The organism is Actinomycetospora sp. CA-053990, assembly GCF_050948445.1.
In the GTDB taxonomy this organism is placed as follows: Bacteria; Actinomycetota; Actinomycetes; order Mycobacteriales; family Pseudonocardiaceae; genus Actinomycetospora; species Actinomycetospora callitridis.
The window spans coordinates 5,251,658-5,264,197 of the sequence record NZ_CP192043.1 but is presented as its reverse complement, the minus strand read 5'-3'; the positions used below and the strand labels follow the sequence as shown (position 1 = coordinate 5,264,197).

The 12,540-nt window shown below is 74.0% G+C and carries 9 protein-coding genes; 1 reads left to right on the top strand and 8 read right to left on the bottom strand.

The genetic code is table 11. The features are described 5' to 3' along the window. Positions 1–5: 5 nt before the first annotated feature. From ACQPYN_RS26905 to glmS, 7 genes are all read right to left on the bottom strand, one after another. Positions 6–410 (bottom strand): VOC family protein, encoded by a 405-nt coding sequence (locus ACQPYN_RS26905; RefSeq protein WP_433029595.1) that lies wholly within the window; start codon positions 408–410, stop codon positions 6–8. Positions 411–478: 68 nt separating this feature from the next. Then, positions 479–3,241: a LuxR C-terminal-related transcriptional regulator gene (locus ACQPYN_RS26900; protein ID WP_433029593.1), complete on the bottom strand. Its 2,763-nt coding sequence runs from the start codon at positions 3,239–3,241 to the stop codon at positions 479–481. A gap of 78 nt (positions 3,242–3,319) precedes the next feature. After that, positions 3,320–4,225: a chitosanase gene (locus ACQPYN_RS26895; protein WP_433029591.1), complete on the bottom strand. Its 906-nt coding sequence runs from the start codon at positions 4,223–4,225 to the stop codon at positions 3,320–3,322. A gap of 4 nt (positions 4,226–4,229) precedes the next feature. Next, positions 4,230–6,503 carry a bifunctional polysaccharide deacetylase/glycosyltransferase family 2 protein gene (locus tag ACQPYN_RS26890; RefSeq protein WP_433029589.1) on the bottom strand — a complete coding sequence of 758 codons (2,274 nt, stop codon included), beginning with the start codon at positions 6,501–6,503 and terminating at the stop codon, positions 4,230–4,232. Then, positions 6,500–7,828: a hypothetical protein gene (locus tag ACQPYN_RS26885; protein ID WP_433029587.1), complete on the bottom strand. Its 1,329-nt coding sequence runs from the start codon at positions 7,826–7,828 to the stop codon at positions 6,500–6,502. The genes ACQPYN_RS26890 and ACQPYN_RS26885 overlap by 4 nt, the downstream gene beginning before the upstream one ends. A gap of 30 nt (positions 7,829–7,858) precedes the next feature. Then, positions 7,859–8,872: a carbohydrate-binding protein CenC gene (locus ACQPYN_RS26880; RefSeq protein ID WP_433029585.1), complete on the bottom strand. Its 1,014-nt coding sequence runs from the start codon at positions 8,870–8,872 to the stop codon at positions 7,859–7,861. After that, positions 8,869–10,689 carry a glutamine--fructose-6-phosphate transaminase (isomerizing) gene (gene glmS, locus ACQPYN_RS26875; protein WP_433029583.1) on the bottom strand — a complete coding sequence of 607 codons (1,821 nt, stop codon included), beginning with the start codon at positions 10,687–10,689 and terminating at the stop codon, positions 8,869–8,871. Before glmS ends, ACQPYN_RS26880 begins: the two co-directional genes overlap by 4 nt. A 697-nt stretch (positions 10,690–11,386) precedes the next feature. Between glmS and ACQPYN_RS26870 the strand changes: the two genes are divergently transcribed. Then, positions 11,387–11,671, top strand: a complete 285-nt coding sequence (locus tag ACQPYN_RS26870; RefSeq protein WP_433029581.1) for a hypothetical protein — start codon at positions 11,387–11,389, stop codon at positions 11,669–11,671. Positions 11,672–11,674: 3 nt separating this feature from the next. Here the strand turns inward: ACQPYN_RS26870 and ACQPYN_RS26865 are convergent, their stop codons facing one another. Further along, entirely contained in the window at positions 11,675–12,424 is a 750-nt protein-coding gene (locus ACQPYN_RS26865; protein ID WP_433029579.1) for a sulfite exporter TauE/SafE family protein, read from the bottom strand. Between the last annotated feature and the right edge of the window lie 116 nt (positions 12,425–12,540).

The window sequence follows — 12,540 nt, the reverse complement described above, 5'->3', positions numbered from 1 at the left end:
GGACGTCACCCCGCCACGTGCACCAGCACCAGCGGGACGTCGTCCGGATCGTGGAACACGAGGTAGGCGTAGGGCGCCGGCTCGTCGACGTCGACGACGCCGCCGTGGGTCACCCCGAGCCCGTCGAGCCAGCACGCCCAGGTGTCGAGCTGCGAGCGCGACGCCACCGAGAAGGCGGTGTGCGACGCCGGCCGCCCCTGGCCGGCGCGCTGCAGCCGGATCGCGACCCCGGAGTCGGGATCGGACAGCAGCACGCCGTCGATCTCCTCGTCCTCCGGGCACCGCGTCCCGGCGTGGGTCAGCCCGAGGACGCGCTCGTACCACGCCGCGCTGGCGTCGAGGTCGCGGACGAGGGGGGCGTAGTGGTGGAAGCCCGTGAACGCCGGTCGTTCGCTCGTCGACGCGTTCACCGCCACCCCTCCTCCGTGTACTCCTCGTGTTCGCGGTTGATCCTGTCGAGTGATCGTTGAGCGCGGTACTAGGGAGGTCCCTCCGTGTCCCGACGGCGCGTGAACTCCGCCGCCAGCTCGGTGCGCGAGCGGACGCCGAGCTTGCGATAGACCCTGGTCAGGTGGGCCTCGACCGTCTTCCGGGAGACGAAGAGGGCGGCGGACACCTCGACGTTGCTGAGGCCCTCGGCGACGCCTCGGGCGATCTGGAACTCCTGCGGGGTCAGGATCTCGAGGGAGACCGTGTCGTCGGCGGCCTCGACGGACGCCCGGTGCCCCGTGGCCGCGAGCTCGTTGCGGGTCCGCTCGGTCCACGGGTGCGCGCCCAGCCCGGCGAACGCCGCCTCCGCCTCGAGCAGCAGCGGGCGCGCCGCCCCCGGACGTCGCCACCGCCGGCGCATCTCGGCGTGCGCGAGGGTCGTCCGGGCCTTCTCGTACGGGGCCGCGAACCGCTCGTGCGCCCGCTGGGCCGCGGCGAACCAGCGCTCGGCGGTGTCGGGGTCGTCGGCGAGCAGCCCGCGGCCGCGCGCCGCGATCGCCTCCGCGTACGCCGACCCGGTGCGCTCGGCGTTCGCGGCGACCCACGCCACCGCGGCCTCGGCCGCCGTCCGGTCGCCGGCGCGAGCCGTGGCGTCGACGAGGTCGCCGGCGAAGGGGACCGCGGGCAGGCACCGTGCGCCGTGCTCGTCGAACTGGCGGCGCGCCCGCTCGAGGTGGGCCGTCGCGGCGGCGACGTCGCCCGCGGCGAGGGCGCCGGCGCCCAGGGCTCCCGTCGCGTAGCTGAGGAGGCTCTCGACACCGAGCGGCGCCGCGAGCCGCATCGCCTCGTCGGCGTGCGCCCGGCAGGACTCGGCGTCGCCGCGGACGGCCTCGATCCGCGCCAGGAGGGACAGGCCGAAGGCCTTGCTGCTCGCCTGCCCCAGCTCGTCGGCCCACGCGACGCACTCCGTGACGTCCGCGTAGGCGCTCGGCCACCGACCCGCCCACCAGTCGACCTCGGCCCGCACCGCGAGGGAGTACGCGAGGACCAACGGCGCCCCGGCCTGCCGGGCCGTCGTCGCCACGGGCTCGACGAGACGTCGGCCCTCGTCGAACCGTTCGAGGTACACGGCGGCCTGAGCGCCAGTGGCGAGGGCCGGGGCGTCCCACAGCAGGTCGGCCCCATCGGCGCGCCGGAGCAGCTCGTCGAGCAGGGGGTGCGCCTCCTCCCGCCGCCCCACCAGGACGTAGGTGTGGCACAGGTCGGCGAGGGTCACGATGTCGCCGACGTCGAGGGCCCGCGCCTGATCGGCCACGGTCTCGGTCTCGCGCAGGCGCGCCATCATCGTCAGGGGCATCACCGTCTCGCCGTAGAGGCGCGCGGCGCGTTGCGGGTCGTGCGGCAGGACCGCGTCCGCCGTCCGGAGGGCCTGGTCCACCGCGCGCGCCGGGTCCAGCCAGCTCAACGTCCGGGTGCGGACGACCTCGACGTCGGCGGCGAAGCGGACGTCGTCCCGCTCGGACAGTGCCCGCTCGCACCAGCGGACCGCCTCCGCCCCGCCCCCCGACATCGACGCATCGGAGGCGGCGGCGAGCAGGCGCTCGGCACGCAGTCCCGGGTCGGCGGTGAAGTCCGCGGCGCGCGCCCAGGTGCGGGCGGCGGCGAGCAGACCGGCGCGCTGCCGGGCGGTGTGCGCCGCGTCCGCGAGACGCTGCGCGAGCTCGTCGTCCGGCGGCTCGCCCGCCTCGGCGAGGTACCAGACGGCGAGGTCCGGTGGGGCGTGCCGGGCGAGACCGTCCAGCACCCGGCGCCGCAGGGCCTGCGACGTCCGCGCCGCGATCAGAGGGCGGAGCAGGCCGTGGCGCAGGCACACCTCCTCGCCGTCGCGCTGGGCGAGCCGGCGGCGCTCGGCGGGCGCCAGATCCTCGCCCCCGATGCCCAGGTCGCGAAACACCGGCTCGAGCTGCACGCGGCACGGGGTCCGGCTGTGCGCGAGCACCGCGAGTGCGGTCCGGCTCGCCTCCGGCAGGGCGTCGATCGCCGCGGACCACGTGCGCTCGAGCGCCGAGCCGGGGGGCAGGGCGGGCATCGCGGCGTCGTCGGGGACGAGGAGATCGGGGCCGGCGGCGCGGGCGATCTCGACGACGGCGAGCGGATTGCCGGCGCACCGCTCCACGATCGTCTCCACCACGCGGGGCGACGCCCGCACGGGCAGCGCCGCCACCAGTGCACGGCTCTCGTCGGGGGACAGCGGACCGAGCTCGATCGTCGGCAGCCGCCAGACCCCGGGGTCGACGGGCACCTCGGACCGCACCGACAGGAGCAGGGCGATCCGCTCGGGCCCGAGACGCCGGGCCACGAACATCAGCACCTGCTGGGACGGTGCGTCGATCCACGGGAAGTCGTCGACGACGAGCAGCAGCGGCTCGGCGTCAGCGGCCGAGGCGAAGGTGCCCAGCGCGGCCGCGCACACGGCGAGCGGGCTGCCGACGGTGCCGGCGCGCAGCGCGAGGGCGATCTCGAGCGCCTCGCGCTGGACGTCCGGGAGCCCCTCGACGTGCTCGAGGAGCGGCATCAGCAGGTCGGCGACCGCGGCGAACGGGAGCACCGCCTCGCTCTCGACCCCCGCGGTGCGCAGGACCCGGCGCGACGACGTCCCGACGACCTCGTCGAGGAGCGTCGACTTCCCGCTGCCCGGTTCGCCGGCGAGGACGGTGACCGTGCCGTCGGTGCGCCGCGGGTCGGCCGCGGCGGCGAGCAGTGCCCGTTCGCGCGCGCGACCGACGACCTCGGTCGGCGGTCGGTCGGTCACGCGCACGCTCCCCCCACGTGATGGGGGGCCATTCTCGCGTGGGGGCGGACCATCCAGCAGTGCCGTTCGGTGCCACAACTATCCGGCGAAGTGGAAGGCCTGGCCGGCGAATGTCCAGTCGAGGGGCGTCGCCAGATCGAAGCGCTCCTCCTCGAGCAGCGTCTCCAGGGTGTCCACCCGCGGGACCGACCTCCGCCAGACCTCGGCGGTCTCCGCGTCGGCCGGGTCGAGCAGGTGGGCGCGGCGCACCTCCAGGAACTCCGCCAGCCACCCGGACCGGTCCGGCTGCTCCGTGCCGCCGTGGGCCTCGGTGGTCTCGTCGATCATCGTGACCAGGCCGTCCGGATCGGTCCCGGTGCCGTGCTGGACCGCCGAGTCCAGGAGGACCAGCTGCCCCAGGGCGGAGGTCATGCCGATCCTGCGCGCCTGCGCCATGGCCGGTTCGAAGTACAGCCGCCGGTAGACGTCATCCTGGGCCCGGTTGAGCCGGGGGTCGGTCTGCGACGCCTGCCGCCACGCGGCGGGGAACCCCTCGAGACCCGTCGTGTCGCCCCCGTCGCCTCCGGCGGTCACAGCGGCGTCGATGGCGGTCAGGGCCGGCACGTATCCGGTCAACGGCGTCTGTTCCCCGCCGGCCGACTCCTCGTAGCGCCGTACGACCAGCAGCAGGTCGTGCGTGCCGCTGGTGAAGCCCGCCCGCCCCGCCGTGATGCCCCGCCCGTCGCCGATGTCCTGGGCCGACGCGTAGGGCAGCGTCGTGGAGGAGTTCTCGAAGGAGCTGGTGACGGCCTCCGCGGTGCGGAGGCGGGCCGGGTCGGCGAGGTCGGTGACGCCGGGGATGTCCGCCGAGGCATCACCCGCCGGGGCACCCCCCGCCGAGGCACTCCCCGCTGGCCCGGGCTGCTGACACCCCGCGAGGGCCGCGCCGCCGACCAGCCCGCCGCCCACCAGTCCACTGAGGACCAGGAAGCTGCGCCGGTTCATCGGTTCATCGTCGCTGCAGGGCCGCCCTCTCGGTCAACGGTTCCGGGTCCTCGACGACCGATCCGGGGGTGGGCGACGCCTGCTGCGCCGGCTCGGTCTCCGCGGCGTTGCGCGCCAGGAGGGTGTCGAGCCCGCCGAGCCTGCGGAGCTTCTGCCAGCCCAGCCGGATGCCCGCCAGCGCGGTGATCGTCGACCGGATGAGGACGGCGTACATGACCTGCCGGTAGACGATCTGCTGCAGCGGCAGCGCCCACAGCACCCCCATCGGCTCGCGCTCGAGACGGAAGGCGATGACCGCCGCGACGAACTGGACGGCGAGCACCGCGCCCCAGAGCGCGAGCGTGGTCCACGGGTCGAGGAAGACCAGTCCGTAGATCAGGAAGATGTCGATCAGCGGCGAGAGCAGCGGAAGCATCACCTGGAAGATCGCGAGGTGGGCGAGGCCCCGCCGCCCGAACCGGCCGGCGGCACCCCCCTCGACCACCGCGTGGCGGTGCTTCCACATCGACTGCATCGTCCCGTAGCTCCAGCGGTAGCGCTGACGCCACAGCTGGCCCAGGCTCGCCGGCGCCTCGGTCCAGGCCCGGGCGTGCTCCTGGTAGACGACCCACCAGCCGCGTCGGCAGATCGCCATGGTCAGGTCGGTGTCCTCGGCCAGCGTGTCCTCGCTGACCCCGCTGACGTCGAGCAGGATCTCGCGCCGGAACGCCCCGACCGCGCCCGGGATCGTCGGCATGCAGTGCCCGAGGTCGAAGACGCGGCGGTCGACGTTGAACCCCATGACGTACTCGATGTGCTGCCAGCGCCCGAGGAGCCCCCGGCGGGAGGCGACCTTTGCGTTGCCGGCCACCGCCCCGACCGTCGGGTCCGCAAACGGCTCGACGAGGCGGGCGATGGTGTCGGGGGCGAAGATCGTGTCCCCGTCGATCATCACCACGAGCTCGTGGCGGGCGTGCGCGATCCCGTTGTTGAGCGCGGAGGCCTTGCCGCCGTTGCTCTGGCGCAGCACGCGGACCCCGGGGAGCCCGAGTGCCTCGACGATGTCCGCAGTCCCGTCCGTCGACCCGTCGTCGACCACGATCACCTCGACCGGGTGCGTCGAGGCCACGAGCGACCGCACCGTCGACGCGATGTTCGCGCTCTCGTTGTAGGCGGGCACGATCACCGACGCCGGCTCGGTGACGGGCGGGCCCCACGAGAAGTCGCGCCGATTCCGACGATGCTTGTGCCGGACAGCGATGACGAGCATCAGGGCGAGCCGGAGGAGGATCAGCACCCCGACGACGACCAGCGCCCACGTGAGTCCCTGGACGACGGCACCGGCGGCGCCCACCGCCGCGAGGACCGTCTGCCCCAGCACCCGGTCCGCGACGGGTGCGGGCTGGTTGTTGGGCGGGAGGCCGAGCGCGACCGTCGGCGTCGTGAACCGGAACCCCTGCTGCTGCAGCGTGGGGATGAGCCGGTCCAGAGCGGCCACCGTCTGGCTGCGGTCACCACCGGCGTCGTGCATGAGCACCACGCCGCCGACGCCCGGAGCCGGGGTGCTGTTCTGGACGATGGCGTCGACCCCCGGCCGTTGCCAGTCCCGGCTGTCCACGTCGGACAGCACCGTCGTGTAGCCCATCGACTCGGTGAGCTGGAACGAGGCGAGGTCGAGGTCGTCCACCGCGCCGGCCGTCGAGGAGAACGGCGGCCGGATCAGGTAGCTCGTCTCGCCGGTCGCCCCGTTGACGACGAGCTGCGTCTCGGTGAGCTCACGGTCGACCCGCATCCACGACGAGGTGGACAGGTCGGGATGGGTGAAGGTGTGCAGACCGACCTCCGATCCGGCTGTACGGATGTCCTGCAGCAGCCACGGGTAGCGGGCCGCCTCCGAGCCGACCACGAAGAACGTGGCCGGGACGTTGTGCCGCCGCAGGACCTCGAGGACGGCCGGTGTCCACCGGGGGTCGGGGCCGTCGTCGAACGTCAGCACGATGGTGTTCGCCGGGATGTGGACGCTGTGCGGGGTGGGCGAGGACGCGTCCATGACGGGCCCGCCTTCGGAGACCGTCGCCGGGACGTGCGTCGACGTGTCCGAGCCCTCGTGCGCGTGCGGGAAGGCGTCGTTCTCGATCTGCCCGTTCACCATGCCGTTGACCATCAGCAGGCAGATGAACGTGATGAGCGCGGGGATCGCCAGGAAGAGGCCGAGACGGGGGAGCGGCAGGTGGAGGCGCCGCCGATCCCCCCGCCTCTCTCCCCGCCTCGTCGGACGACGCGGGAAGCGAAGGCTCACGACGAACCGCTGCCCGTGCTCACCGTGTCGGGCTGCTCCTCGGAGCTCGACCCGCTGTTGTCCGAACCGCTGTCGTTCGAACCGCTGTCGTTCGATCCGGAGGAGCCCTCGCCGGCCGACGCCTCGGGCTCGCTGCCGCTGCCGCTGTCGGAGCCGCCGGTGTTGTCGGAGCCGCTGCTGCCGGTGTTGTCGGAGCCGCTGCCGGTCTCGGAGCCGCTGCCGGACCCGGAGCCGCTGCCGGACCCGGAGCCGCTGCCGGTCGAAGGCTCGGTGGTCGAGCCGGCACCCGAGCCGCCGCCCGAGCCGCTGCTGGACCCGCCGGTGCTCCCGGAGCCGCTCGGCTCCGTGGGGCCCGAGTCCGTGGGGCCCGAGTCCGTGGGCCCCGGGTCGGGGTCGGGCGTGCCGCCGGGGTCGACGAGACCTCCGGGGTCGATGACACCGCCGGGGCCGACGACGCCACCGGGGTCGATGACGCCGCCGGGGTCGATGACACCGCCGGGGCCGACGACGCCACCGGGGTCGACGACGCCACCAGGATCGATGACGCCGCCGGGGTCGGTGATGCCGCCGGGGTCGGTGATGCCGCCCGGGTCGGTGGGCGTCGTGTCGGTGGGCACGGGGGTGATCGGGCCGGGGTCGGTCGGGGACACCGGGGTCTCGCCCACCGGGTCGGTGGGGGCCGCGGGGCCAGGGTCGGGCTGGGTGGGGGCGCCGGTCGCCGGGGCGGTCGGGGCGGGGACGACCTCGCCGGCCGCCGGGGGCGTCACCGGCGCGGCGGGGGACGCGCCGGGCTCTGCGACGGCCGCGGCCGCCGGCGGGGCGAGCGTCCCGGGGACGGGGGCGATGAGCGACGCGGCGGGAGCGGTGACCGAGGCCGCCGGCGGGATCACCAGGGCCGCCGTCCCGCCCGGGATCGCCGCCGGGAACGCGGGGGTCGCCGGCAGCGCCACCAGGACGGGCCCGGACGCCGGGACCGCGTCCGGCCACAGGTCGAGGAGCGACGCGGCGCCGTCGCGGAGCTGCTCGAAGACGTCGCCGGGCGCGTCGGTGATCATCTCCAGGACGGTGTCCGAGCCGACGCCGGTCCGCTCCGCCGACAAGGTCATCCCGACGGCGGCGACGTAGGCGGTGCACGCGGTGGCGGCGAGGAAGCCGATCGCACGCATGCCCCGTCGCCGACGTCCGGTGAGGTCGACGAAGACCGGGTGCGGCTCCGCTGCGACGGGGATGAGCGGGTTCTGCGATTCCGTGAACACCGGGTTCTGTGACTCCGCGAGCTCCGGGCGCGCGTCCGTCTCGGTCATCCGGTCGATCAACTCAGTCATGGTGGTTCCCCCATCGATGGACATTGGAAATCACGCCCGGAAACCGCCGAGCGTCTCGGTGTACGCGTGGGGCGCCTGCGCGACGCCGCTGCAGTCGCTGCGCGCCTCCGGCGCGCCGGGGCAGCCCCCGTTGTCCCGCGCCGCGGACCAGAAGCCGAGGAAGCCGAGCCCCCGTGTCTCGGCGTGGTCGCGGATCGCGGCGGCGTCGTCGAGCGTCGTGGTCATGTCCATGTCGTTCCGGCCGATCATGACCGTGGCGCCGAACCGCCCGGCCACGTCGGCCGGGTCGCTCCCCGGCTCGAGGGCGCCGACCTGACCGAGGGCGACGTCGAGCGCCCCGGTCATCGCCGAGAGCCAGGACCCCTCCGGCGAGAAGTTCATGAGCATGACGTTCACCCGCGCCTCCAGGCCGGCCTCCTGACCCGCCCGGACGATCGCCATGCCCTCGGGGGTGATCCCGGTGACCTGGTCCTCCACCTGCACCGTGAGCGTGACCTCGGTGCCCCGGCTGCGCTGCAGGTCGGCGAGGGCCGCGGCCACGGTCGCCTCCGGGATGTCGCCCTCGACGTCGACGTCCAGGCGGTTCGTGCCGACGGCGTCGAGCGCCGAGGCGTACGCCGCCGCGAGGGCCGCGGCGTCGGGGCACGCGGTCTCCAGGTAGGGCCCCTGCGCCCCGCCCGAGGCGAGGGTCAGGGCGCCGCCCCGGGCCCTCAGGCCGTTGACGACCCCGGCGACGGCCGGGTCGTCGAGCGGGATGGTGCCGCCCCAGGAGGGCGTGCACTCCCCGTCGTTCGCGAGGACGAAAGCGAGGACGGCGTCGCCCGGGCCGCTCGGCCCCACGAGGGAACCCGGGTCGGCGGGGAGCGCCCCGGTGACGTCCACGTACGGCGCGACCTGGCGCGGTGCTGGACTCCACGGCGCGGGACTCCACGGCGCGGCGGCCGTCGGACCGGACGACGTCACGACCGCGGCCACGAGGGCGGCCGCCAGCACCACCCCGCCCACCACCAGGGACCACCGCTTCCCGCTCAGGACCGCCGTCATTCGACGGTCACCGACTTGGCGAGGTTCCGGGGCCGGTCGACGTCGTAGCCCAGGAGACGGGTGAGCCCGCGCGCGAAGTGCTGGAGCGCGACGACGGACTCGAGCGGTCCCCACGGAGGTTCGACCGCGGGGGCGTTCACCGGGAGGTCGGCGTCCTCACCGGGGCCGACGGTGATCAGGCGGGCGCCACGGGTGGTCATCTCCCGCGTGTTGACCGCCAGGCGATCGTGCGGACGGGCCTGCACCGCGATCACCGGGGTCCCCTCCTGGATCAGCGCCAGGGGCCCGTGCTTGAGCTCGCCCGCGGGCAGGGCCTCGACCCAGCGGTACGCGAGCTCCTTGAGCTTGAGCGCGCCCTCGAGGGCGTAGGGCACCCCGGTGCCTCGCGAGACGTAGATGAAGGCGGGTTCGTCGGCGAGGTCGTGGGTGAGCCGCTCGACCGCCGGCGCCGCGAGCCGGTGCGTCGCGTCCATGTGCTCCGGTGCGGCCCGGAGCTGGGCCTCGAGCCCCGCGACGTCCTCCGCCGACAGCCGCCCGAGCGCGGCCCCCAGCGCCACGGCCAGCGCTGCGCCGGCGAGGACCTGGTTGGTGAACGACTTCGTGGCCGCGACCCCGCGTTCGGGACCGCACGCGAGGTCGAGCACCGAGTCCGCCCGGCGCGCGAGCGTGGACCGCGGGTTGTTGGTGACGGCGAGCACGGGGTCGGTCCAGTGCTCGAGGGCTGTGAGGACGTCCGCCGTCTCGCCGGACTGCGAGAACGCCACGGTGAGGACGTCCGGGTCCTCGACGGGAGGCGGGGGTTCGCTGGCGACGACGACGTACGCCGGGATGCGCGCGACCGATCCGAGCACCCCGGCGGTGACGTGCGCGGCGTACGACGAGCTGCCGCACGCGACGAGGCGGAGCCGGGTGCGCGCCGGGACCCCGAGCTCCCGGAGCAGGAGCCCACCGGCGAGCCTCCCCGAGAGGCTGTCGACGAGGCGGGCGGCGGCTGCCGGCTGGTCGTCGATCTCCTTGGCGGTGAAGTCCTCCGCGTCCCCCATGTCGGCCAGGGGCTCGACGGGAGCGGCCGGGCGGCCGGCCCGGGGCGTGGCGAGGGCCTGCCCGCGGTGGTACCAGGCCTGCTCCGTCCCGAGGACGACCACGTCGCCGTCGTCGAGCTCCCGCACCGTGTGGGTCCCGACGGCGAACCCCAGCAGGTCCGACGACGCCATCGCGAACCGCTCGGCGTCGCCGACGAGCAGCGGACTGCGGTGGCGGGTCAGGACGACCGCGTCGAGTCCGCGGACGGTGACCCCGAGCGCCCAGCTCCCGCGCAGGCGAGCGGTGGCCTGCTCGACGGCCCGCACCACGTCGTCCGCCGACGGGGCCGCGACGCTGCCGGCGAGGAAGGGCGGTTGCGGCAGGAACTGCTCGACGAGGTGGGCGATCAGCTCGGTGTCCACCTCGGTGGTGAGCACGTGGCCGGCCGCGACCAGCTCGGCCTGCAGCTCGGAGACGTTGTCCAGGGTGCCGTTGTGCACCACCGCCACCGAGCCCGAGCAGTCGACGTGCGGGTGGGCGTTGACCGCCGTGGGCGCGCCGTGCGTGGCCCAGCGGGTGTGCCCCACCCCCGCGGTGCTGCGTTCGCCGGGCGGGACGAGCGCGGTCAGTGCCGGGATGCGGCCGCTCGTGCGGTGCACGGCGAGCGTCCGCCCGTCCCCGGGATTGAGCGCGATCCCGACCGAGTCGTATCCCCGGTACTCCATCTTCGCGAGACCGTCGAGCAGTGCCGGCAGCGCCGGCTCGAGGCCGCGAAAAGCAACGATTCCACACATGTGACGACCCCCCAGATCATCGATCGAGACGCGAGCGCACACACCGAGAAAACGCAGGGCGTCCCGTTCTCAGGACGTGCCGGTGCGCTTGTTCGGGACGCTCAGGAAGATCGTTCGGAGATGAACGGTGCAGCGGGGTCCAGGCTGCAGGTCTTCCCGATCATCGCGTCTCTGGTGTCGGCGTCGCAGCATCGGTGCGACGCCCGTTTGTCGTTGTCCGGACCGTGTGACCTCCCACGCGGCGCGTGGATGTCAGCCCGATTGATCGACGAATAACCCCCGCATGCAATCCCCCCGAATGGCAGCAGTGCCGATGGCGTTTCGGCCCTTGCTTCCTACCAGGGTGTTCGGGACGTTGCACACCAGGAGTGACCGAAGTTGGGCTCTTCGGCCTAGCGAAAGGGCTGCGATGTTGCCGCAAGGGTGAAGCCGTGACCACGCATCGTGAATCATGAGAGTCCGGATGATCAGTCACGAGGCTGTGGAATTCGGAGCGAGAGCGCTCGGCGACCTCTACGAAATGACTCGCTGTCACTGGCTCGTCGCTCAGAGGCGGTGGAGAGGTCGATCTGCACGATTCGTCGCAGTATCGTGACAGCGGTCAGCTGTGACGATTCCCGGGCCCGCCTATTCTCGGTGCACGGTCACCTGGGGTGATCAGGTGGGGACGGTGGTCTCACATCGTTCTCGGACAGGCGTGGGGGCCGCCGTGTCGGTGCTGGGGTGGGTGCTGGTCGTCGTGGGCGTCTGGCTGCTCGCGTCCGTGGCGGCCGCCCTCGTCCTCGCCCGCCTCATCCGCGCGAACGGCGTCTCCGCCCTCGACGTGCTCCCCGAACGGCACCGGCGGGAGCCGGACCCGTTGACGGTGCCGTCGGAGGAGAGAGACCCGGACCGGGAGCCGGCGGACAGCGACCTCCCCGCCCCCCGGTCCGGCGCCCACGACGAGGTCGAGGCTGCCGAGCGCCGCCGGCCGTCGGAGTAGCGGCTACTCGAGCACCAGCCGCACGATCGCCACGAGCCCGACGACGACGATCACGGCACGCAGGACGGTGGGAGACAGGCGCCGGCCGATCTTCGCGCCCAGCAGGCCACCGATCGTCGAGCTCACGGCGAGGATCGCGACGACGGGCCAGCTGATCGGGGCGACGACGGCGTAGACGGCGCCCGCGACGACGTTCACGACGGCCGCGAGCACGTTCTTGTAGCCGTTCAGGCGCTGCAGCGGCTCGGTGAGCATCAGTCCCATGACGCCGACGAGCAGAATTCCCTGAGCTGCCGTGAAGTACCCGCCGTAGACGCCGACGAGGAAGATCAGCGGGTAGAGCGGCCAGGTGCGGCGGGTGGCGGCGGGCTTCTCCTTGAGGCGGCGGGTCAGCAGCGGCTGGATCACGACGAGCACCAGCGCGAGCCCGACGAGGAACGGCACGATCGTCTCGAACGCGTCCTCGGGCAGGGAGAGCAGCAGGGCCGTGCCGCCGAGCGCCCCGAGCGCCGACATCACCGACCACAGGATGAGCTGCCGCCGCGCCCCGACGATCTCGCCGCGGTAGCCGTACGCGCCGGTGATGCTGCCCGGGACCAGACCGATCGCGTTCGACGTCGTGGCCGTCACCGGCGGATAGCCCAGGGCGACGAGGACCGGGAACGTCACCAGGGTCCCGGACCCGACGACCGTGTTGATCGTCCCCGCCCACACGCCGGCGACGGCGATGATCAGGCCGTGCCACCAGGTCACCCGCGGACCTTAGGACCGATGGGCGGGTGCCGCCGGGTGCCGGGGCGGTGACGATCCCGTGAGGGTCCCGGCCTTGACGCGACGGCGTGCCGCTCTCTCAGGGCGCGTCCCTCCGG

What these genes read in the sequence shown, in the direction of transcription:
- ACQPYN_RS26895 (WP_433029591.1), bottom strand. Translation starts at nt 4,225, where the DNA reads ATGAACCGGCGCAGCTTCCTGGTCCTCAGTGGACTGGTGGGCGGCGGG.
- ACQPYN_RS26885 (WP_433029587.1), bottom strand. Translation starts at nt 7,828, where the DNA reads ATGACTGAGTTGATCGACCGGATGACCGAGACGGACGCGCGCCCGGAG.
- ACQPYN_RS26880 (WP_433029585.1), bottom strand. Translation starts at nt 8,872, where the DNA reads ATGACGGCGGTCCTGAGCGGGAAGCGGTGGTCCCTGGTGGTGGGCGGG.
- glmS (WP_433029583.1), bottom strand. Translation starts at nt 10,689, where the DNA reads ATGTGTGGAATCGTTGCTTTTCGCGGCCTCGAGCCGGCGCTGCCGGCA.